Annotated in this window: 27 protein-coding genes and 1 pseudogene; 27 read left to right on the top strand and 1 reads right to left on the bottom strand. The window is 45.1% G+C overall.

Annotation, left to right across the window (positions count from 1 at the left end; translation table 11 throughout):
• Positions 1-27: 27 nt before the first annotated feature.
• The 14 genes from DPV92_RS03075 (at position 28) to DPV92_RS03140 (ending at position 11,098) form a co-directional block, all read left to right on the top strand.
• Positions 28-576 carry a DUF3486 family protein gene (locus DPV92_RS03075; RefSeq protein WP_111353629.1) on the top strand — a complete coding sequence of 183 codons (549 nt, stop codon included), beginning with the start codon at positions 28-30 and terminating at the stop codon, positions 574-576.
• Positions 560-1,867 (top strand): terminase large subunit domain-containing protein, encoded by a 1,308-nt coding sequence (locus DPV92_RS03080; protein WP_111353630.1) that lies wholly within the window; start codon positions 560-562, stop codon positions 1,865-1,867. Before DPV92_RS03075 ends, DPV92_RS03080 begins: the two co-directional genes overlap by 17 nt.
• Before the next feature lie 122 nt (positions 1,868-1,989).
• Positions 1,990-3,432: a DUF935 domain-containing protein gene (locus DPV92_RS03085; protein WP_111353631.1), complete on the top strand. Its 1,443-nt coding sequence runs from the start codon at positions 1,990-1,992 to the stop codon at positions 3,430-3,432.
• Positions 3,432-4,688 (top strand): phage head morphogenesis protein, encoded by a 1,257-nt coding sequence (locus DPV92_RS03090; RefSeq protein ID WP_111353632.1) that lies wholly within the window; start codon positions 3,432-3,434, stop codon positions 4,686-4,688. Before DPV92_RS03085 ends, DPV92_RS03090 begins: the two co-directional genes overlap by 1 nt.
• Positions 4,689-4,798: 110 nt before the next feature.
• The gene (locus DPV92_RS03095) at positions 4,799-5,257 is read left to right on the top strand and encodes a phage virion morphogenesis protein (RefSeq protein WP_111353633.1); all 459 of its coding nucleotides are present in this window, start codon (positions 4,799-4,801) and stop codon (positions 5,255-5,257) included.
• A 237-nt stretch (positions 5,258-5,494) separates the two neighbouring features.
• The gene (locus tag DPV92_RS03100; protein ID WP_111353634.1) at positions 5,495-6,469 is read left to right on the top strand and encodes a peptidase; all 975 of its coding nucleotides are present in this window, start codon (positions 5,495-5,497) and stop codon (positions 6,467-6,469) included.
• A 12-nt stretch (positions 6,470-6,481) separates the two neighbouring features.
• Positions 6,482-7,408 (top strand): hypothetical protein, encoded by a 927-nt coding sequence (locus tag DPV92_RS03105; protein ID WP_111353635.1) that lies wholly within the window; start codon positions 6,482-6,484, stop codon positions 7,406-7,408.
• Between the two features lie 70 nt (positions 7,409-7,478).
• The gene (locus tag DPV92_RS03110; protein ID WP_111353636.1) at positions 7,479-7,763 is read left to right on the top strand and encodes a hypothetical protein; all 285 of its coding nucleotides are present in this window, start codon (positions 7,479-7,481) and stop codon (positions 7,761-7,763) included.
• Positions 7,763-8,197 carry a gp436 family protein gene (locus DPV92_RS03115; RefSeq protein ID WP_111353637.1) on the top strand — a complete coding sequence of 145 codons (435 nt, stop codon included), beginning with the start codon at positions 7,763-7,765 and terminating at the stop codon, positions 8,195-8,197. The genes DPV92_RS03110 and DPV92_RS03115 overlap by 1 nt, the downstream gene beginning before the upstream one ends.
• Before the next feature lie 11 nt (positions 8,198-8,208).
• Complete coding sequence (locus DPV92_RS03120; RefSeq protein WP_111353638.1) at positions 8,209-8,676, top strand: Gp37 family protein; 468 nt, start codon at positions 8,209-8,211, stop codon at positions 8,674-8,676.
• Between the two features lie 10 nt (positions 8,677-8,686).
• Positions 8,687-10,072, top strand: coding sequence for a phage tail sheath family protein (locus tag DPV92_RS03125; protein WP_111353639.1), 1,386 nt, complete (start codon positions 8,687-8,689; stop codon positions 10,070-10,072).
• 12 nt (positions 10,073-10,084) lie between these two features.
• Complete coding sequence (locus DPV92_RS03130) at positions 10,085-10,603, top strand: phage major tail tube protein (RefSeq protein ID WP_111353640.1); 519 nt, start codon at positions 10,085-10,087, stop codon at positions 10,601-10,603.
• 91 nt (positions 10,604-10,694) lie between these two features.
• Positions 10,695-10,970, top strand: coding sequence for a phage tail assembly protein (locus DPV92_RS03135; RefSeq protein ID WP_111353641.1), 276 nt, complete (start codon positions 10,695-10,697; stop codon positions 10,968-10,970).
• 47 nt (positions 10,971-11,017) lie between these two features.
• Positions 11,018-11,098 (top strand): hypothetical protein, encoded by an 81-nt coding sequence (locus tag DPV92_RS03140; RefSeq protein WP_225791957.1) that lies wholly within the window; start codon positions 11,018-11,020, stop codon positions 11,096-11,098.
• Positions 11,099-11,110: 12 nt separating this feature from the next.
• Here DPV92_RS03140 and DPV92_RS03145 read toward each other — a convergent pair whose 3' ends face one another.
• On the bottom strand, positions 11,111-11,368 hold the full coding sequence (locus tag DPV92_RS03145; protein ID WP_111353643.1) for a hypothetical protein: 258 nt from the start codon (positions 11,366-11,368) through the stop codon (positions 11,111-11,113).
• 35 nt (positions 11,369-11,403) lie between these two features.
• Between DPV92_RS03145 and DPV92_RS03150 the strand changes: the two genes are divergently transcribed.
• From DPV92_RS03150 to DPV92_RS03210, 13 genes and pseudogenes are all read left to right on the top strand, one after another.
• Positions 11,404-14,121, top strand: a complete 2,718-nt coding sequence (locus DPV92_RS03150; RefSeq protein WP_111353644.1) for a phage tail tape measure protein — start codon at positions 11,404-11,406, stop codon at positions 14,119-14,121.
• Positions 14,121-15,056 (top strand): phage tail protein, encoded by a 936-nt coding sequence (locus DPV92_RS03155; RefSeq protein ID WP_111353645.1) that lies wholly within the window; start codon positions 14,121-14,123, stop codon positions 15,054-15,056. The genes DPV92_RS03150 and DPV92_RS03155 overlap by 1 nt, the downstream gene beginning before the upstream one ends.
• Positions 15,037-15,267 (top strand): tail protein X, encoded by a 231-nt coding sequence (locus tag DPV92_RS03160; RefSeq protein WP_111353646.1) that lies wholly within the window; start codon positions 15,037-15,039, stop codon positions 15,265-15,267. The genes DPV92_RS03155 and DPV92_RS03160 overlap by 20 nt, the downstream gene beginning before the upstream one ends.
• Entirely contained in the window at positions 15,260-16,321 is a 1,062-nt protein-coding gene (locus DPV92_RS03165; RefSeq protein ID WP_111353647.1) for a phage late control D family protein, read from the top strand. The genes DPV92_RS03160 and DPV92_RS03165 overlap by 8 nt, the downstream gene beginning before the upstream one ends.
• On the top strand, positions 16,308-16,814 hold the full coding sequence (locus DPV92_RS03170; RefSeq protein WP_111353648.1) for a phage baseplate assembly protein V: 507 nt from the start codon (positions 16,308-16,310) through the stop codon (positions 16,812-16,814). The genes DPV92_RS03165 and DPV92_RS03170 overlap by 14 nt, the downstream gene beginning before the upstream one ends.
• 71 nt (positions 16,815-16,885) lie before the next feature.
• The gene (locus DPV92_RS03175; RefSeq protein WP_111353649.1) at positions 16,886-17,248 is read left to right on the top strand and encodes a GPW/gp25 family protein; all 363 of its coding nucleotides are present in this window, start codon (positions 16,886-16,888) and stop codon (positions 17,246-17,248) included.
• Entirely contained in the window at positions 17,245-18,345 is a 1,101-nt protein-coding gene (locus DPV92_RS03180; RefSeq protein WP_111353650.1) for a baseplate assembly protein, read from the top strand. Before DPV92_RS03175 ends, DPV92_RS03180 begins: the two co-directional genes overlap by 4 nt.
• Positions 18,338-18,916, top strand: coding sequence for a phage tail protein (locus tag DPV92_RS03185; RefSeq protein WP_111353651.1), 579 nt, complete (start codon positions 18,338-18,340; stop codon positions 18,914-18,916). The genes DPV92_RS03180 and DPV92_RS03185 overlap by 8 nt, the downstream gene beginning before the upstream one ends.
• Positions 18,917-18,933: 17 nt before the next feature.
• The gene (locus DPV92_RS03190; protein ID WP_111353652.1) at positions 18,934-19,845 is read left to right on the top strand and encodes a phage tail protein; all 912 of its coding nucleotides are present in this window, start codon (positions 18,934-18,936) and stop codon (positions 19,843-19,845) included.
• A 10-nt stretch (positions 19,846-19,855) separates the two neighbouring features.
• A complete protein-coding gene (locus DPV92_RS09915; RefSeq protein WP_111353653.1) occupies positions 19,856-20,590 on the top strand; it encodes a DUF4376 domain-containing protein in 735 nt (244 codons plus the stop codon).
• A 3-nt stretch (positions 20,591-20,593) separates the two neighbouring features.
• Positions 20,594-21,073, top strand: coding sequence for an enoyl-CoA hydratase (locus DPV92_RS03200; protein WP_111353654.1), 480 nt, complete (start codon positions 20,594-20,596; stop codon positions 21,071-21,073).
• A gap of 77 nt (positions 21,074-21,150) precedes the next feature.
• A pseudogene (locus DPV92_RS03205) lies at positions 21,151-21,981 on the top strand (hypothetical protein).
• Between the two features lie 96 nt (positions 21,982-22,077).
• Positions 22,078-22,428, top strand: coding sequence for a hypothetical protein (locus DPV92_RS03210; protein ID WP_115180396.1), 351 nt, complete (start codon positions 22,078-22,080; stop codon positions 22,426-22,428).
• The last annotated feature ends 25 nt before the right edge of the window (positions 22,429-22,453 follow it).

Below are 22,453 nucleotides of genomic sequence, written 5' to 3' on the forward strand. Positions count from 1 at the left end.
TGAGCGAACAAGAGAGGAAAAAAGAGTATGGCTCCCCGTTCAAGTATCGAAAAATTGCCCGAAGATGTCCGCCGCTGGCTAGAGCGTGCCTTAACCGAGAACGGTTTTTCAGGCTATGTGGAACTGGAAAACCTACTGCGTGAAAAAGGCTATCAAATTAGCAAGTCGGCAATTCATCGCTATGGCAAACAAATTGAAAGTCGCCTGAAAGCGATTAAAGACGCGGCAGAAGTGGCAAAGCTCATTACCGAGCAGGTGGACGATGAGGGCGATAGCCAATCGGACGCCCTAATGCGACTGGTGCAGACGGATTTAATGAATTTGCTGATTGAAGCCCGCAATGTGGAAAGCCTAAGCGTAAAAGACCGCCTAAAAGCACTGGGTATGATCGGCAAAAATATCGCGTCAATGACCACGGCGAGTGTGAAGCTGAAAGAATATCAAGCGGAACATAAAGCTAAAGTGCAGGCAAAATTAGATGAACTCGCGCGCACCGCCGATAAAGACGGCACAGACCTGCCAACCCTTGAGCGTGTGCGACAAAGTATTTTGGAAGTCTATGGCATCAACCAATAACACCGTTCTCTACGATTACCAAAAACGCTGGCTACAAGATGACAGCCGTTTCAAAGTGGCAATGTTTGCCCGACAAACAGGTAAAACCTTTACTACCACACTTGAAATCGTACTGGATTGTTTGGCTCACGAAGCCAAAGGCGAGAAAACGCGCTGGGTTATTCTGAGCCGTGGCGAACGCCAAGCCAAAGAAGCGATCAACGAAGGCGTGAAAGTTCACTTAAATGCAATGGGCATTGTGTGTGAAATTATGGAAGTGCCGTTTAGCCCTACGCTTAATGCGTTAGAAGTGATTTTCCCCAACGGCTCAAAAATCACCGCATTACCGGCTAATCCTGACACCGCACGTGGTTTCTCGGCGAATGTGTTTTTGGATGAGTTCGCTTTCCACGCTGACAGCCGTGAGATTTGGAAAGCTCTGTTTCCCGTGATTTCTGCAGGTTGGAAACTCCGCGTGGTTTCCACACCAAACGGCAAAGGCAATAAGTTCTACGAATTGATGACCGATTTGGAAAACACCGAATGGTCACGTCACCAAACCGATATTTATCAAGCGGTGGCAGACGGTTTACCGCGCAACATCGACCAGCTCCGCAAGGGTTTAAACGATGAAGACGCATGGGCGCAGGAATTTGAACTCAAATGGTTAGATGAAGCGTCAAGCTGGCTCTCTTTCGATTTGATTGACAGCGTAGAACACCCAGACGCAGGCAAGCCTGAACTTTATCAAGGCGGTTCCTGTTTTGTGGGGATGGATATTGCCGCCCGCAACGACTTAACCGTCATTTGGGTGTTGGAGTTGATCGGCGATATTTATTGGACGCGAGAGCTCATTACACTCAAACGCGTGCCGTTGCGCGAGCAGTTGGAAGAACTTAACCGTGTTATGAAACAATATCACGTAGTAGGCGGAAACCTCGACCAAACCGGCATGGGTGAAAAAATGGTAGAAGACGCTCAGTATGAACACGGCAAGCGTATTCAAGGCACGCTCTTTAACGTATCTACCAAACTCAAAATGGCAACCATCGGCAAAACCACTTTTGAAGATCGCAAAATTCGTATTCCGCAAGGCAACCGAGATTTGCGAGAAGATTTGCACAAACTCAAGAAAATCACCGGTGCCAACGGCATTCCACGCTTCACCGCTGAAAGCGATAGCAACGGCCACGCCGACCGCACGTGGGCGTGCTTTTTGGCATTAACCGCTGCCACCGAAGCGGTAATGCAACCCGTGAAAGCCCATAGTCGCAAACCAAGAGCTAGCCGAAAATTAACGAAAGGATATTAACCATGATCGCATTTGTAACTTTAATCATTTCTGCCGCTGTGCTAATTTTTTACGACAAACCGTTTTGGTGGGTATTTTTATTGCTTGCCATCTTTGTGGATTATAAAAAATAAGGAAAGTCAATGACTCCGAAAAAACAAGACCTAATTCGCGTCATCGCCAGCCGTGCCAATGCCATTGACTATTGGTCGTTTATGCACTACTTGCCCAATCCCGATCCTGTGCTAAAGAAAATGGGCAAGGATATTTCGGCTTATCGTGAAATTTTATCCGACAGCCACGTTGGGGGCTGTGTTCGCAGACGTAAAGCGGCAATCAAAGGGCTGGAATGGCGTATTACACCCACAGGCAATGAAAAAACAGACGAGATTTTGACCGCACTTTTCGACCGCTTGCCACTCTCACACATTATCAGCCAAATTTTAGATGCCACGCTATTTGGCTATCAAGCCTTAGAAGTAATGTGGGAAAGCGAAAACGGCTTACTGTTGCCAACGGCAATCGTAGGCAAACCGCAAGAGTGGTTCGTCTTCGATGAAGAAAACCAGTTGATGTTACGCACCAAAGACAACCGTAACGGCGATCTTGTGCCTGAAAAGAAATTTCTGCTCGCCACCCAGCAAGCGGATTTTCTCAATCCTTACGGACGGGCGGATTTGGCGATGTGCTTTTGGGCAGCAACCTTCAAAAAAGGTGGCTTTAAATTCTGGTTGGAATTTATGGAAAAATACGGCAGCCCGTGGCTGGTCGGTAAACACCCACGCCAAGCGCAAATTCACGAAATTGATGAACTTTTGGATAGTATGGAAAAGATGTTGGGAACCGCCGTAGCTGCCATTCCTGAAGATAGTTCCATTGATTTAAAAGAAAGTGCAAGCAAAGGGGCAAGCTCACAAGTATTCGATGATTTCCTGCGGTACTGCAAATCAGAAATCGCCATTGCGTTACTCGGTCAAAACCAAACCACTGAAGCGGAAGCTAACCGAGCTTCTGCCACCGCAGGGCTAGAAGTCACCCGTGATATTCGCAACGATGATGCCAGCCTTGTGGAAGGCGTGTTCAATCAGTTGCTGGCGTGGATTTGTGAGCTGAATTTCAACGTAGAAACCTTGCCAGCCTTTGAGCTATTCGAGCAAGAAAGCATTGATAAGCTGCAAGCTGAACGCGACAAGATTTTGACCGAAATCGGCGTGAGTTTTACCGAGCAATATATCCACCGCACTTATGGTTTTGAAGAGGGCGATATTGTGATGCAAGAAATCTCCCTTAACCCCTCTTTACAAAAGAAAGGGACGGATAAGGTGGATTTTGCCGAGCCAATCCCCAAAAGCGTGATTGAGACCATCGGCGAACAGTTGGAAATAGAAGGCGAAGCTCACGTTGAGCATTGGTTGCAAAGTATTCGCGACCAACTGGGGCAAGCCGAAAGTCTTGAGGATTTCCGCAATCAGCTGGATAGCCTAATCCCAGAACTCAGCTATGCCGAATATGGCGAACTGCTGGCGTGGGGTTCAACCGCTGCCCAATTTGCAGGGCGACAATCCGTAGAAGATGAGCGTAAATAATGGACAAATTCACTTTTGAACAACAGGTGCGGTACTTTGAGAAGAAACTCAACTTGCCCACTAATAGCTATCTTGATGTGCTTGGCGAAGAACGCGACTACTTCTTTATGGTGGCAGGAGCAAACCGCAATGAAGTGCTGCTTTCCTTTCGTGAAGCGGTAGATGACGCTATTGGCAACGGCGAAACACTGGAAGGCTTCCGCAAGCGTTTTGATGAGGTTGTCGCTCGCACAGGCTGGGATTACAAAGGTGGCAGAAATTGGCGAACGCGTATTATTTACGACACCAACGTTTATGCTGCTTACAATCGCGGACGGTTGCAGCAGCATTTAGACCTTGCCGATGTGATGCCTTATTGGGAATATCATCACCACGACAACGCCCATCCACGCCAAGAGCATATTGATTTGGACGGCACGATTTTGCCGGCAAGCGATCCATTTTGGCGTTATTACTACCCAATCAAGGCGTATGGTTGCCACTGCACCGTCACCGCACACGATGAAGATGACTTGAAAGAAATGGGCAAAAGCATCAGCCAATCGCCTGAAATCGAATGGCAGGAAAAATTGGTCGGCACACGTTCAGGTAATCCAAGAATGGTGCGAGTACCGAAAGGCTATGATGTGGGCTTTCAGCCACATAATTTTGAACGCTTGACCACAGGGCGAAATGCGGATGTGGATCAGCTGTTGTTCAATAAGTTCGTCAATGCCGAACCAAAACTTGCCAGCTTACTGATTGAAAACGTGTTACAAAATCCGCGAGCAGTGATGATGTTAAACGGCGCGATGAAGTCGATGGTAGATACCGTTGCTACCGAAAAAATGGCTCGCGGACAGATGAAAAACGTGGGCGTAATTCCTGCCAAAGTGATTGATAAATTGACCGCACTTGAAAAAGCTCCGCAATCTGCCGTGATTGCCGTGCGTGATGAAGATGTACTGCACGCGCTGCGTGATACCAAACAAGCAAAAGGTATTAACTTGCCGATTGAGTTTTGGGAGCAGTTGCCAGAGATGTTAAGAAATCCGACTGCCATTTTACTGGAAACCGACCAGAAATTGCCGACCTTAATTTTTGTGTATGACACAGAACAAGGCAAGGTTGCAATTAAAATGGACTACGAAGTGAAGCTCAAAGACGAGTTAAGCAAAAAGAAATTACCGCATAAGGTCAATTTAGTAAGAACGGCAAGTGTATTTACGGATAAAACAGGAATGCACAAGTATGAAGTGTTGTGGGGTGAATTGTAGCGGTGGTTTGCCTGATTCGAACAGGATAATGAGCCGAAGCACAACCTTTCCAGTAGGAAACCCCCACCGCTGTAAGTACTATACGCCACTCCAAGAGAGAAGACAACATTATGATCAAGATTTCGTTAAACGACATCCAAGCAGCCCAACAACTGCATAACATCGCACGCCAATTACAGCAACCCCGTAAGCTCTATGGCGTGCTAGGCGAAACCTTGAAAAAAATCCACGCGGAACGGTTTAAGCAGGAAGTTGATCCTGAAGGCAATAACTGGCAGTCGCTTTCGCCAAAAACCTTGGCACGCAAGCAGAAGAAAGATAAGTCCACTAAGATTTTGCGACAGGACGGCTATTTGTCGGATAAAACCGCTTACAACTACAACGACAAAAATGTCGAGTTTGGTTCTGACGCTAAATATGCCCGCTTGCACCAATTCGGTGGCAAGGCGGGGCGTGGAGGGAAAGTCACCATTCCTAAACGTCCGTGGTTAGGCGTAAGCGAACAAGACGAGCAAAAACTCTTGCGAAAAGCCATCGCACTTTTGCAACGTCAAATTAACCAAAGTTAGTCACTTTGGCTGAAAATCAAAAATAACGCATAAAACGCCCATTGTGGCGTTTTAAATCCCATTCGATAAATTATCGCCTAAATCACCTTGCGCGTGTTTATAAACACCGATAAACACGCCAAAACGCCCCATTCACTCCCTTCTCACTTTCTCTTTCCCATTTTCATTCCTTAAACCAGTTTAAAAGTAACAAGCGGTCGTTTTTTCTATGATGTTTGCCAACACAAGGAGAACCGAATGACCCTGATTGAAATTTTTAAAGCAGGCAAACGCCCAGATGCGCACGGTAAAGTGGTGGAAATCACCCCAGCCGATTTGCAACAAGCGGTGGATGCCTACGATGTCGCCTATCACGAAGCCCCAGCCGTTATCGGACACCCCACAATGGAAGCCCCTGCCTATGCGTGGGTGAAAGGCTTACAGTTAGACGGCGATGTGCTGAAAGCGGAGCTTGACCAAGTTCACCCCGAATTTGCCGAAATGGTCACAGATGGGCGTTTCAAAAAAGTGTCGGCGTCCTTTTACCTTGCCAATAGCCCTGACAATCCAAAGCAAGGCTCGCTCTATTTACGCCACGTTGGATTTTTAGGGGCAATGCCGCCTGCCGTGAAAGGCTTGCGTAATCCTGAATTTTCAGAGAGCGAGCAAGGCATTGTCGATTTTTGCGAAGAGGCTCCCGAAGCCCCAGCAACTATTACCCCCCCTCAAACTGAACCAACTCAAGGAGAACCTGAAATGAGTGCAGAAGAGAAAGCGGAATTAGACCGCTTGCGTGCTGAAAATCAGCAACTCAAAGATGAAAACGCCAAAGCGAAAGCCGAAAAAGCAGAAGCTGAACTCAATCAAGCTAAAGCCGACAATGCCGACTTTGCTGAAGGTTTAGTGAAAGCGGGCAAACTCGCCCCAATTGCTAAACAGCAAGCAGTGGATTTGTTGAACTACGCTTCCACCACAATGCAAGGAGGTGTGGTTGAGTTTGGCGAAGGCGAAAGCCTACACAGCAAACTCAAAGCCTTTTTGGATGCACAACCACAATTGGTGAACTTCGGTGAAGTCGCCACTAAAGACAAAGTGGCAGCACCGCAAGACGGCACGGTGGAATATGCGGAAGGTACAAGCCCAGAAGCCATCGATATGGACAAAAAAGTCCGTGCTTATATGAAACAACACAATGTGGGCTACGCAGCCGCATTTGACGCAATCACTCAATAAAGGAGCAAGTGAATGACTGATTTAGCAAAACAACGCGTGGTTGATCCGGTATTAACCGAACTCGCGCAAGGCTATTACAACAGCAATATGATTTCAGAAGTGCTGTTCCCAATCGCTGAAACCCAAAAAGAAGGCGGCAAAATTCCGACATTCGGTCGTTTAGCCTTCCGCTTACAAACCACCAAACGTGAACTTCGTGCGGCTTCTAATCGTTTAACACCCGAAGACATTGGCTCATTGACCGTTGTTTTAGAAGAAAACGACATCGAATACCCAATCGACATCCGCGAAGTCAATGAAACCGAAGGGGTATATCCATTGCGCCGTTATGCCACAGGCGTAACCCAAGATGTGATTGCATTGGGGCGTGAAAAAGCCTGTGCGGATTTGGCACTCAATGAAGCCAACTACGACACGGCGAACAAAATCACTTTAAGCGGTTCTTCTCAATTTACTGATCCAAAATCTGATCCGATTGGCGTGATTAAAACTGGTATTCGTGCGATTAAACGCACGACAGGTCGTAAACCGAACGTGTGCGCGATTTCCGGCGACGTGTGGGAAGTGTTAAGCGAACACCCGAAAGTTTTAGAAAAAATCAAATACGTGGCGACTGCTGTTTTAACGCCTGAAGACTTTGCCAAACTTATCAAAGTGGAACACGTGGTGATTGGCGAAGCGGTACACGAAGAAAGCGGCGAATTAAAAGACATCTGGTCAAAAGCGATTGTGCTGGCTTACGTTGCGCCGAAATCCAAAGAACAAAAACAAAACATCTATGAACCGTCATACGGCTACACCGTGCGTCGCAAAGGCGGTTTATATGTGGACACCTACACCGAAGTAGGTGGCAAAGTTGAAATCGTGCGTACTACCGACATCAACAAACCTTACATCGTGGGTAACTCTGCGGGTTACTTAATCAAAGGTTGTATTTAACCCAACCCCAACGGGGTTGAATTATGCCTAACCGTGGGTGGTTCACCCACGGCAAAACGGAGAAAAACCAATGAACAAAAAACTTTACGTTGTCATCGGCACAATGGCAATTCTGCATAACGGCAACCGTTATGAGCAAGGTGCAAAAATCGAATTAACCGATGAAGAATACGCCCAAATCTCGCTTTATGTGAAACTCGACGAAGCCGAAGACGAAAAACGTAAACAGGCTGAAGCGGAAGCTGAAAAAGCACGCTTAGCAGCGGAAGAAAAGGCTCGTTTAGCGGCAGAAGAAAAAGCCCGTAAAGAAGCAGAAAAAGCGAATAAAAACAATAAAGACGAAGGCAAAGAATAATGTACATTCAGGCACAAGATTTAACGGACGTGATGGACGAAATCACGTTAAGACAACTTTCAACAGATAACAGCAGAGCGACAGAAGTCAATCAAGCTGTAATCGCCAAAGCGTGCGAATACGCCACTGAAACTGTGGACGGCTATTTACGCGCCCGTTATCTGTTGCCGTTAAATCAAGTGCCAACCTTGGTGCGCAACATCTGCTTGCAGCTGGCTCGCTACTGGCTTTATTCACGCCGTCCCGATGGCAAAGGCTTTCCGCCCAATGTGAAAGATGCGCACGCCCAAGCGTTAAAAGATTTAGAACGTATTGCCGATGGCAAATTGCATTTGGGCTTGCTGGAAGTCGGAATGGCAGAAGATGACAACTTGCCGTCCGCTTTAAAGTTTAAAGCCAGTGCGCCACAGAAATTGGATTTGTCGGGCTATTAAGGAGAGCATCAATGAGTGCCACTTTCCCCATTTTGCAAAGCATCAGAGACCATATCGAACAGAAGACCACGAGTTTCAGCATCGAACTGTTCCCTGATGACCTTGAACACTATAACCTGCTCGACCCATTCGGTGCGGTGTTGGTGCAGTATGCTGGGTCAAAATTTGAAAGCCTTAATAGCACCGACATTATCCAACAACGCCGCAAAGTGCTGATTGCCCTCACGGTGATTGCCCGCAGTCAGCACGATGATACAGGGGCGTTGGAAATGCTAGACCAGTTACGGCTGGCGATTGTGGGATTTAAGCCGACCAATTGCACCGCTTGTCATTTAATTAGCGAAGAGTTTGCAGGCGAAGACAATGGGCTGTGGCAATACCAACTGATTATTCAAACCGAAACGTGGCAGGTGGAAGCACACCAGCCGCAAAATTTACCAAAATTTACCGCGGCACGTTACCGCCGCAAAGAACCATAAGGAGAACATTATGGCGTTTCATCACGGAACGAAAACAACACGCGTGGCAGGCGGTTCTGTCGCGGTGGAAACGGTGGACGGTGCAATTATTGGCATCGTAGGGACTGCACCTATCGGCGCAGTCAATGAATTGACCGTGTGCCAAACCACCAAAGATTTTGCCCAATTTGGTGTGATTTTAAACCAAGGCTTTACCCTGCCTGATACTTTTGATGTATTGGCACGCTATGCCGCAGGTAAGGTGTATGTGGTCAATGTGTTAGATCCGAAAAAACACAAAACTGACATTACAGACGAAGTCTTAACGCAAGACAGCTCCACCTTAATGGCAAAAACAGCGAAAGCAGGCTTATTGAACATCAGCATTCAATCATCTAGCCAAACCTTGCAAGAAGGCACTGATTACAGCGTAAACTTGCAAACAGGTGAAATTACCTTTACTACACGCCACGAAGGGTTAAAAGCGACTTACGCTTATGCTGATCCTGAAAAAGTGACCGAAGCGGACATCAAAGGCGGTATTGACGCTGCTACCGGCAAACGCAAAGGCTTGGAATTGGTGCGTGACGGTTTCAATTTATACGGTGCGGATGCCAAAATTTTAATCTGCCCAGAGTTTGACAAAACGGCAAGCTGTGCAGCGGCTCTTTCAACATTAGCTGAACAGTTAAAAGCAGTGGCTTATGTGCAATTGCCGAAAGGCACACCACTTTCAAAAGCGATTCAAGCTCGCGGCCCGATTGGTGTATTGAATGCCTCCGCAAGTTCTGAACGTGTGCGACATTTCTATCCCTATACGTTGGGTTCAAGCAACACATTAGAAAGTTTAGCGGTGCACGCGGCAGGCTTGCGGATGAAAACCGATACCGACAACGGCTACTGGTTCTCCACTTCAAACCGTCAGTTGCAAGGCGTGATTGGAATGGAAGTGCCATTGACTGCTCGCGTGGACGATGAACAATCAGAAACCAACCTGCTTAACGCGGTGGGTATTACCACGATTTTCAATAGCTTTGGCACAGGTTTCCGCTTGTGGGGTAACCGCTCGTCAAACTATCCAACAGTAACCCATATCATCAATTTTGAAACGGCGTTGCGCACGGGGGATTTGATTGATGAGTCTATCCGTCGCACCGAGTTGCAATTTATTGACCGCCCGATTGATGATGCGTTGATTGACAGTTTATTGGAAACGGTGGACACCTATTTGCGAGCCTTGCCGTCAATCGTAGGTTATCGCGTCAGCCTTGACTACGATACCGACTTGGTGGATGAATTTAGCAAAGGTCACGTGCCGTTGATGTATGAATACACGCCGAAATTGCCTGCCGAGCTTATCAGCAATAAATCGGTAATGACCCGTAAATACTTAGTGAACTTGGTGTCACAACGCTAGAAGGAGAAAATTATGAGTACCGCAATTCATCAGATTGTGAACGCCAATGTGTATATGAACGGCAACTCGCTACTTGGTAAAGCCAAAGAGTTTAAATTGCCTGACATCGAGTTCGAGTTTATTGAACACAAAGGCTTGGGGCTACACGGCACAATCAAACTGCCTGCAGGGTTAAATGTAATGGAAGGCGAAGTGATTTGGGATAGTTTCTATCCTGAAGTGCGAGTAAACGCCTATAATCCTTATAAAAACGTGCAACTGATGGCACGTTCTAATGTGCAGGTATTTGATTCTCGTGGCTTGGCTGCGGAAGAAGCCCTTGTCACTATTATGAACGTGGCATTTAACAAAACCACGGGGGGCAGCCTGAAAAACAAAGAGGCGACCGAACATTCCGACAGCTTCCAAATTATGTCTATCAAGCAAACGCTGGCAGGTAAAGAAATTCTGTTTGTGGATGTGCTTGCCAATATCTACTGCGTAAACGGTCAAGATGTGTTGCAAAAATACCGCACTAACATTGGGCAATAAATTTCTTTAAATCAGTTTAAAAGCCGTTTAAACCCCATTTAAGTAAACTCCTTTGTGAAAGTTAAACAACATACTCACAAAGGAGTTTTTTATGTCTGACGTTATTGTCGCCCTTGATTTCCCTATTCAAGATGGAGAAGGTAAAACCATCACCGAGTTAAAAATTCGCCGTCCAAAAGCAAAAGATATTCGCAAGATGAAAGGTAGCACAGATATTGAGCAAAGTATTAGCCTGCTTTCAATCGTGACAGGTTTAGTGCCTGAAGATTTAGATGAGTTGGATATTGCCGACTTCAAACGTGCGGCAGAGGTGGTCGAAAAAATGCAAAAGGGAAAGTTGAACTCGCCACACTCGACGCAGCCTTAGCAGACTTGGCGTTTTGGTTTGGGTTTTCCCATTCTGATTTGGAAGAAATGACGCTTGATGATATTGAACGGTGGCTCACTCAAGCCCAACGGCAGATAAAAGCCAATTACACGAAAGCCGCTATTTAAGCGGCTTTGTTATTATGGTTTTGAAAGTAGATTACTCAATTTTTGCAAAATGACTAATCTACCAGTAAAAATTCGATAAAAGAAGATAAAACCTGCTCCAATAATTTCCCAAAGGATCACCCAAGCAAATATGGCTAAAGCAATTTGCAAGCCACTTAAATCATTCCAAGCAAATGATAAAAATGAATAAAGCGTGTAGGCAAAGCCAATAACAGCAAACAGCACAACTGCGCTTTCAATGAAATCAAATTCAGATGTTTTGCTTTTCATATTTACCCCCTTTCTTGATAAGGACACTATAAACAATGTCATCAAATCTTGCAATTAGTTTAGTGATCGGTGCTTCTGTCGGCGGTGCGATAGCTGGCATTAAGAGCTTGAGAAATGAGTTTAAGATCTTTAGAGACCAAACTCAAGGAATAAAAGCCAGAATGGGATCACTTGGTCTTAATGCTGTAAAAGGTTTTATGTCGCTTGGGTCTATGGCAACTGCTGTTGGCACATCGATTACATCAATGGCACAGCCTGCAATTAAATTTGAAAGTGCAATGGCTGATGTGAAAAAAGTTGTTGATTTTAAAACTCCTGAAGGCTTCAAAAATCTTTCAAAGGACATTCTAGAGCTTACTCGAACGTTACCGATGACCGCAGAAGAGCTTGCTGCAATTACTGCTTCAGGTGGTCAATTAGGTGTCGCAGAACAAGATTTGAAAGAATTTACTACAACCATAGCAAAAATGTCGGTCGCCTTTGATATGTCAGCAGAACAAAGTGGCGACTCAATGGCAAAACTTGCCAATGTGTACAAAATCCCGATCAGTAAAATTGGCGACTTAGGAGACGCTATCAATGAATTGTCGAATAGTTCGCCTGCTAAAGCATCTGATATTGTAAACACGCTGGGGCGTATTGCTGGTGTATCTAAAGATTTTGGTTTAACTGAAAATGCCGCAGCTGCTTTAGCTAATACCTTTATTTCATTAGGTAAATCGCCAGAAGTAGCAAGTACCGCAATCAATGGAATGCTGACTTCACTTAATACCGCAGACAAAGGTGGCAAAAAATTCCAAGCAGCACTAAAAGAAGTGGGTATTTCTGCCAAACAACTGAAAAAGAACATTGCCAAAGATGGACAAGGAGCGATTGTTGATTTCTTAAAACGTGTCGAAAAATTACCAAAAGCCAAACGAACAGGCGTATTGGTTGATTTATTTGGTAAAGAATATGCGGACGATGTGTCTTCGATTGCAGGTAATGTAGATTTGCTTGAAAAAAGCATTAAAACCTTGCAAGACACCGATGAAAACGGCAAACCTAAATATCTAGGGTCAATGGAAAAGGAGTTTACTGCTCGTAGTGCAACAACTGAAAACAATCTTCAATTACTAAAAAACGGATTTAATGAAATTGGCATTACACTTGGTTCTTCTTTATTACCTATTATCAATAATGTAGTCAATGCGGTTAAACCTTTAGTGCATAGTTTTTCTGATTGGATCGCCAAAAATCCAACTTATGTAGAATGGGGGTTACAATTCGGTGGTGCATTGATTAGTTTAGTTGGCGGCATTATCGCACTCAAATCAACTCTAAGTTTAACATTGGCAGCAATCTTGCCATTTTGGGCTGTGGCTAAAAAAACATTTGGTATTTTCAAACTTTTATCGCCTGTTTTAACTTTTGTGTCTAAAGCATTTTTATTCTTAGGTGGAATAGTTGGTAAATCACTGCTTTTCACATTCAATAAACTATTAGTCGGCATTGGTTATTTAATTGGTTATACCATTAGGAGTGTGATGTTTGTTGCTAGATTGGGGCAAACTTTAGCAGGAGTATTATTCAAAGGTCTAATGATTGCAGGTAAAGGTATTTTATTTGTTGGTCGGGCTTTAGTAACCAATTTGATTAGCTTTATTGGTAAAACGGCGGTATTCGCAGCAAGATTAGGGCAACTTTTGGCAGGTGCTTTATTTAAAGGCTTAATGTTAGCAGGCAAAGGGATCTTATTTGTCGGTCGAGCATTACTTACTACACCGATAGGATTATTGATCACAGGTATTGCCGTTGGTGCATTCTTAATCTACCAATACTGGGAGCCGATCTCCACCTGGTTTAGTGAAAAATGGGCTGCTGTATCAGGTATTTTTTCTTCCGCTTGGACGGGTATCAGCAATTATTGCTCGGAAGTATGGGCAAACATTACTACTTTCTTTGGAACTGGCATTGGCAACATCACCGCAACCATTCTGAACTGGTCGCCGCTTGGTTTATTCCAGCAAGTATTTTCTACCGTGTTGTCGTGGTTTGGTATTGATGTGCCAGCTAAATTTACCGATTTCGGCAAGAATATGATTGACGGTTTAGTCAATGGTATTCGCAATGCGTGGGAAGGAGCAAAACAAATCGTCTCCGATTTAGGCGATGGCATTAAAGGCTGGTTTGCAGAAAAACTTGGCATTCACTCGCCAAGCCGAGTGTTTAAGGGCTACGGTGTAAACGTGGTGGAAGGCTTGGCAATCGGTATGAATAACGCCCAGCCACTCGCCACGGAAGCTAGCAAAAATCTCTCAAGTGCGGTGAAATTTGAGCCTGTTTTAAATAGCGTTGAAACCGCCTTTAAACCGCTGTTAAACGAGAAAAAAGGCTTTTTAGGCACACTGTGGGACGATATTAAATTTGGGGCGAAGTTTGGGGCGAATTTTGTGGGGAATCTTTTGGGTATCAATCAGCCTGCGGATTACCGCACACCTGATTTTAATCCTGAAAGCGGTCAAAATTCGTCAATCTTTCGCGATTATCAACCACTAAACAGAAACGCCGTGGCTCATAATGAAACGACGCAAAATAGCGGTGGTATTGTAGTGCATTTTAGCCCGACTATTCAACTTAATGGAAATCAAGGCAAAGATGATATTTTAAATGACCTTCAACAGGGGCTAAATATGACTTTAACCGAACTTAAACGTTTAATTATTGATACAGTCAATCGTGAAAATGATCAATATAGACGGAGAGCTTACTAATGTATTTTATGTTAGGCAATATCGCCTTTGAGCCTGTCAATCTGACCGATTTTTCTGAAACTCATTCTGCGGATTTTGCCGAACACGCGGTGCTCAAAGGCAAGCCAAAACTGCAAGCCATGGGCGAAAAGCTGACAGATTTATCCTTTGCGATTCGCCTGCACCACAAAATCGGCGGTGTGGAAAGTCGCTATCAGTCGCTACTTTCGGCAAAAGCCAAGCAAGACGCTCTTGCCTTAATGTGGGGTTCAAAATACAAAGGCAATTTTGTGATCACTGATATTTCATCGACCACACTATTTACCGACGGCAAAGGTAATGCCTTAGCGCGCGAGATGAATATCAGCTTGAAAGAGTTTGTCGGCAATGGGCAAGCGGGCTTGCTTGGTGCGGCATTAAATGTGGATGGAAAATCTTTGCTCGGTTCGATTTTGCCGAAAGGTTTAACCAATACGCTTTCAACGGTGAAAAGTGCGGTTAGCCGTGGCGTGGAATTGTATCAGCAAGGCAAACGTGCGGTGGACGAAGTTCGTAACACCGTTGCAGTAGTTCGCCAGTTGGCACACGACCCTGCTTCCGCTCTTGCCTATTTGCCCAGCACCCTTGCCAATTTAGACAACGCCTTGGGTGGTTTTGGCGAACTGGTCGGTATGCAATCCGCTTTCGAGGGCGTTCGCCAGTATCTGCCTGCTATTAGAGAATTTAGCCGTGATGTGTCTGCGGTATATGATGATTTGCAAATAATGAAACAGAGTTTCAGTCGGGCGTCTGCTGATAGCGAATGGAATAACTGGTTCACGCCTGCCGATAATGCTTTAACTGAAATCAATGAGCGGCTGGATAATTCCGCAAATTCAGTGGCAAAAATGACCGCTTGGATTGTATTGCGTGAAGATGAAGACGTGGAGATTTTGAATGACCCAAACCGTACTTAAACATACCGTCAAACAAGGGGAACGCTGGGATAACCTCGCTTATTATTACTATGGCGACGCACTGGAATATGCTCGCATCATCGAAGCTAACCCACAAATTAACTTTTGCGAAGCGTTGCCTACTGGGGCGACCGTGCTTATTCCAGTGCTCAATGTAAAGCCGACCCAAAACGAAAATTTACCGCCGTGGTTAAGAGGAAATAATGAGTAAAGTCCAAACGCCCGATTTTTCGCTTTTTTACGAGAAAACCAATATCACGGCAGAGATTGAGCCGTCTTTGCTGGAATTGACTTACACCGACTATTTGGAAGGACAATCGGACGAGCTTTCTGTATCCTTTGAAGACATCAGTGGCAAATGGATTCGCCAGTGGTTTCCGACACAGGGCGACAAACTCAAGGCGGCGATTGGCTATCAGGGCGAGCCGTTAGTTGAAATTGGGGCATTTGAGATTGATGAGGTGGAATACAGCTATCACCCGTCTAGCATTACCTTGCGAGCCTTATCCACTGGCATTAGCAAAGCTAACCGCACGCTTAAACCAAAAGCCTACGAGAACACCACGCTTGCCCAAGTGGTGGCAGCGGTGGCAAATCGCTTGAAACTCAAAGTGGTGGGCAAAATTCGCCACATTCCCATTCAACGCATCACCCAATATCAAGAGCGTGATGTGGAATTTCTTGCCCGCCTTGCCCGTGAGTATCATCACAGTTTCAAGATTGTGGGCAATCAACTGGTGTTTACCGATAAAGATGAACTCGGGCAAAGCGAACCCGTAGTCGTACTCGATGAAAGCGAATGTATTAGCTTGCGACTTCGAGATCGGATTAAAGACACAGCAAAGCAAGTGGAAATCAAGGGCTTTGACACAAGCGGTAAAAAAGTGCTGAAAAAAAGCAAAAAAGCCACCACACTTCGCCCGAAAATGAAACAGGCACAGGCAGCAAGTGGCGATACGCTCAAAATCACGACACGTGGCGAAAGCCAAGAACAGATTGATGCCAGAGGCGATGCAGCATTAAGTGAGCAAAACGAAGACCAAAGTGCAGGCGATATTACCCTGATTGGCAACCCCAAACTGGTGGCAGGTTCAACCATTATGCTTAAAAATTTGGGCATATTTTCGGGCAAATACTTAATCAAACAATCACGCCACACCTTTAATAAACAGGGCTACACCACCAGCATCGAGGTGCGAATGTTGGAATTTATCCCCGATGATTTGATGACTTTAGGCATGGAGATGACGAATGCAAACTCATAATTTTGGTGCGACCTATCAAGAAGGCATTGTGTCGGCAATCGACCCGAAAAGCCACAAAGTGCGGTGTAAAATTCCCGCATTGGAAGATTTAGAAACTGCGTGGCTCTCTTTCCTCACGCCAAACGCAGGCGGAAACCAGTTTTACTGCTTGCCTGACGTGGGAGAATTGGTGGCGATTTTACTTGATGCACGTGGCGAAGGTGGTTGCGTGTTGGGGGCAATTTATAACGAGCAAGACAGAACGCCAGTGCAAGATGGCGACATTTGGTTCAAAAAATTTAAAAACGGCACAACTATTGCCCACGACCGTAAATCGGGCGATTTAACCATTCATACCAGCGGTAAAGTTATCGTCAATGATTGCGAAGTGGAAGTGAACAACGGCAATATCAATGTGAACGGTGGCGATGTGATCGCAGATGGTATTTCGCTGAAAAATCATAAACACCTTGAACAAGGCGATGGTAAGCTCACTTCTCCGTCAAAATCTTAGAATCTTTGACCGCACTTTTCTTTAAATCAGTTTAAAAGCTCCCCAAAAAATAGCCTTGTATCATCAAGGCTATGAATACAAATCCGATACACTCAACCCACTGGCAACTTGCACCGAATCTTAACGAGCAGGCGGTGCAAGGCATTGATGATATTCATCAGTGCATTGCTAACATTCTCAATACCCTCAAAGGCACGGATATTCTTCGCCCTGAATTTGGCTCGGATCATTTTCAATATATTGACCAGCCCGAAGATGTCGCCCTGCCGAATATGGTGCGTGAAATCACGCTTGCCCTACAACGATGGGAAAACCGCATAGAAGTCGAAAGTGTGCAAATCAGCGGACAAGCTCCGCATTTTGAATTGTTGATTTTCTGGACTTTAGTGGACGATGTATATCGGGAACTTTATCAGACACAGGTGGCGCAATGAGAAAAGAAGATGTGAAAATTGTCTCCGATGATATTAAGCAAATTTTAGCGGACGCCATTGCCGACTACGAACAACGCACAAGTAAGACATTGCAACCTGCCCATATTGAACGCTCTATTATTCAATCTTATGCTTACCGAGAAATGCTGGTGCGACAAGGCATTAACCACGCTTTTTTGCAAACCTTTCCGCAATTCGCCACCGGGCTAGCTTTGGATTTATGCGGCGAACCGATGGGCTGTTATCGATTATCAGACCAAGCTGCCGAAGTCACTTTGCGTTTTAGCGTGAGTGGTTCGCATTCCGCTATTGTTATTCCACAAGGCACGCTGGTTGGTGCAACCGGCAGCCTATTATTCGCTACGCAAACCGAAGTGCGAATTAACCCGACTGAGCAATATGTGGATGTAACGGCGATTTGCCAAACCACAGGTGAAAGTGGCAACGGCTGGCAAATCGGGCAAGTAAAAACGCTCAAAAGCAAACTGCCAGCCGATGTAACCGCCTCCAATATTGATGTGTCTGCAAATGGTATCGACACTGAAAGCGATGATGACTACCGCAAGCGGATTTTGCTTGCGCCTGAAGCCTTTACCACTTGCGGTTCAGTTGCCGCTTACGAATATCACACTCGTAGCGTGTCGCAAGTGATTTCTGATGTGGCGATTTCCACCCCTCAAGGTGGCACGGTCAAAGTCACGGTGCTTACCAAGCACGGACTACCGTCAGCAATTTTACAGGAGAAAATTCGCCATTACATCAGTGGCGAAAAACGCCGACCGCTGTGCGATACCGTGATTGTGGCTGCGCCTGAACGCAAAAGCTATCGTGTGGTTGCTAACTTAGATTTGCTCGCTACCGTCGCCGAAAATGAAGTGAAAGCCAAAGCCGAAACCGCTTTGCGAACCTATCTTTCATCACGCACGCAAAAATTGGGGCTGGACATCGTACCTCTCGATATTCAAAGCGTACTGAAAGTCGCAGGCGTGTATAACGTGCATTTGGCAAGCCCACAACTTACTGAGCTCACGCCTGAACAATGGGCAGAATGTGAAAGCATCACAATAAACATCAACGCAGGGCGAAAAGATGGCTAAGTTGCAATATCCGTCAATCATTGAAATATCGCCAAAACTGACCGCACTTGCCGACCTTGGCAAGCGATTAAACCGACTGGATAAATCACAAATTATGACCAGTTTCGTGGATTTAGTCCCGACCGAGTTTTTAGAACTGCTTGCCGAAAAATGGAGTGTAACAGGTTATGACGGCTGGTTGCTTGCCGAAAGTGTAGAAGCCAAACGCAAGCTGATTAAACGCGCGGTCGAGCTGCACCGCTACAAAGGCACACCGTGGGCAATGCGAGAAATTATTCGCCAACTAGGTTTTGGCGAGGTGGAGATTATTGAAGGCTTGTTTGACAAACGTCGCGACGGCTCATTTATCCGAGATGGAACTTACTACCACGGCGACCGCTCCAAATGGGCGCATTACCGTGTGATTCTGCAACAAACCATTACTAACGACCAAGCCGATTTACTGCGAAAAACCTTGCGTGTTTTTGCTCCTGCTCGTTGTGTGTTAGCGAGCTTAGACTACCGTCAAGCAGCACTTCGGCACAACGGTATGGCAATGCGTAACGGCAGATTTAATCGTGGCACAGCTTAACTCAAAAAGGAAACAAAATGGCAAATTTAACCTTAACCCGACAATGGGTGGAAAGCATCTATCAATTGGAAACATCCGACCCTGTAATGGGAGGACCAGACGGCATTGATAATCGCCAAGCCAAAGAACTAGGGGCGAGAACGAATTGGCTAAAAGACCAAGTAGATACCATCAACCAAGATCGCACTGGCTACGCTCCCAAAGCCAGCCCAGCGTTCACTGGCGTACCCACCGCTCCTACTGCCAACCAAAACACCAACAACACCCAAATTGCGACGACAGAATTTGTGAAAACCGCAATTGCCGCATTGGTGGGTTCTGCCCCAGCAGCATTAGACACGTTGGAAGAATTGGCACGTGCATTAGCTGGTGATGCAAATTTAAAAGCAACTTTGCTTGCGGAAATTGGGAAAAAAGCGAATGCCGCTGATTTTAATGCCTTACATGATTTATTTATTGGTATCCCTATCCCTTATCCGCTCTCTACCGTCCCAACAGGTTGCTTAGCCATGAACGGACAGCGGTTTGATACTCGTCGCTATCCAAAATTAGCACAGAAATATCCGTCAGGGCAACTGCCAGACATGCGCGGTGAATTTATCCGTGGTTTGGATAATGGGCGTGGTGTGGATGCTGGGCGGGCGTTGTTGTCGACACAAGATTTTGCAATGCAAAAAATTACAGCAGCCTTTTCTATTAGAGCAGTACAAGAACAAGACGGTACAAGACGAAGAGATCTTATTGTACAAACAACTGGAGCATTTCGAAATGAACAAGGGGGAGCTTGGGACTTTGGGAGTTTAGCATCTCCATCTGGGCGTGGTTCAAATGTAAGTATAGTGAATTTCGATTCAGAACGAGTTGTTAGCAGTGCAAATGAAACACGCCCCCGAAACATCGCTTTCCACTACATCTGCTTAGCCGAATAAGGAGTACAACATGACCGTAACATTTAATCAAGACGGCTTTGCCGAAACTAGTGGCGAAATCACCGTGTATTGCACTGACAACCAAGGTATTTACAGCCACAGCACCACCGAATTTGTCAGCGAAGGTGGCAGTCTTTCCGCAGGCAGTTATTTAGATGCACCGCCACAACCGAAACAAGGCTTTGTCATTGTGCGAGCAGATAACAGTTGGCAATATCAAGCCGACCATCGAGGCACCTATTACAGCAAGGAAACAGGCGAAAAAGTAGAACATACTGCACTGGGTGAATTGCCTGATAATTTAACTGTGCTTGAGCCTCTTGCTGAACCGTGCAAGTGGAATGGCACAGAATGGGTGAAAGATGAAGCGAAAATTGCCGAAATCAAATCCCAACAACAAGCCGAAATGTGGGAACGTATTAAACAAAAACGCCACGACAACTTACGCGGAGGTGTGTTTGTACGGTCGATTGGTAAATGGTTTCATTCTAACGATGAAAGCCGTCAGCAATACACCTTTATGCGAACGCTTGAGCAGCTGCCGCCCAATATGCAATGGAAAACTATGGAGAATGCGTTTGTTCCATTTAATAAAGCTATTTTGGACGAGCTTTCCTTGCAACTGATTGCCGATGAGCAAGCGGATTTTGCCAACGCAGAACGCCACAAGCATTTAATGGAACAGGTGGAAAATCCGCTCAATTACGATTTTTCAGACGGCTGGACGACGACTTTTACGGAGTAGCTTATGGCAATTTATTTGGCGTTATACAAACACAAACGTGATTGGAGAAAAGAACCATTCAAAGCCCTTGCCGACCGAGCTACTCGCTTTTTCACGAAGGGCAAATACTCCCACTGTGAAATCGCCGTGGAACGCATTGAATTTACCAACGGGCATCATTACGAACATCAAACCGTGTTCGATTGCTACTCATCCAGCGTGCAAGATGGCGGCGTGCGTTGCAAACAAATTGATGTATCCGATAACACCAAATGGGATTTAATCCCCCTTAACGAGGTCACCGAGGAGCAAATTAAAGCTTATTTTAACCGCACTTCTGGCAAGGCTTATGATTGGTGGGGTGCGCTTGGCATTGTGTTGAGCATTAAGCAAAAACGCAGCAAGTATTTTTGTTCTGAATGGTGTTTTAATGCGATTCATGGGAGTGAAGAAGGTTGGCGATTTAGCCCGAATCAGTTGGCTGCAATGTTTATTAAGGGATAATAATGACAAACAAACAAACAAACAAACAAACAAACAAACAAACAAACAAACAAACAAACAAACAAACGGAGCGTACTATGTTTAAACAAGCACCGCTACCGTTTGTTGGACAAAAGAGAATGTTTCTAAAGCACTTTGCAACGGTGCTAAATGAAAACATTGAAGGTGATGGCGAAGGCTGGACGATTATTGATACCTTCGGTGGTTCAGGATTATTAAGCCATGCAGCTAAACACATCAAACCGAAAGCGCGAGTAATCTACAACGATTTTGACGGCTACGCCGAACGATTAGTGCATATTGATGATATTAACAAGTTACGAGCCGAGCTTTACTCCGCAGTTAGTAACGCTACGCCAAAAAACAAACGAATGACGAAGGATTGCAGGGCAGAATGCGTCAGAATCATTCAAGATTTCGAGGGTTACAAAGACTTAAACTGCTTGGCTAGCTGGTTACTATTTAGCGGACAGCAAGTTGCAACTCTTGAGGACTTGTTCCAGTGTGATTTTTAGCATTGTATTCGCCAGTCAGATTATCCAAAGGCGGATGGTTATTTGGATGGTGTAGAAATTGTGCGGGAGTCATTCCATACGTTGCTACCGAAATTTGCGGATAATCCCAAAGCGTTGTTTGTGTTAGATCCGCCTTATCTCTGCACCAGACAAGAAAGTTACAAGCAAGCTACGTATTTTGACTTGATTGACTTTTTGCGACTGGTCAATATCACCCGACCACCTTATATTTTCTTCAGCTCAACAAAATCGGAGTTTGTGCGGTTTATTGAGTATATACAAGAAGATAAGGTGGATAATTGGCAGGTTTTTGACGGTGTGAAAAGAATTGTGGTAAATGCATCGGCGAGTTATTCGGGGAAATATGAAGATAATATGATCTATAAATTCTAACACCATTGAAATTCTAGATTATAACCACATCTAATATCTAAACACATTTTTATGTGTGAGGAAATTATTGTTTATGTTTTTAAAATGAGGCAATTTATGGCATCTTCAGGAAACGCAATACATTTGGCATTCCATAACTGTTTAGATGATTCAACCGAAACAACTTTTAATAAAGTTCGTAATGCAAAATTATCTCGATGGAAGCACTCTCTCAATGAAAAACAAGAAGATTGGGTCTTTTTTGACAAATGGGAAATTAGGCTAACCATTTTAGATGGGAGAGTTCGATCTTCTAATGTATTAACGAAAGGGCAAATAGAAGAAGGGTCGAAAGAAGAAGTAATTTCAATTTTGAAAAATTACCTATCTGATTTGAATGAAAACAATATCGATAGTTTTTCGTTTGAAATAGCTGATACTGACCCACTAGACGTAATAGCATACTAACCTAAAATTTGTAATGCTGTTACAG

Source organism: Pseudohaemophilus paraphrohaemolyticus (genome assembly GCF_003253115.1).
GTDB lineage: Bacteria > Pseudomonadota > Gammaproteobacteria > Enterobacterales > Pasteurellaceae > Haemophilus_A > Haemophilus_A paraphrohaemolyticus_A.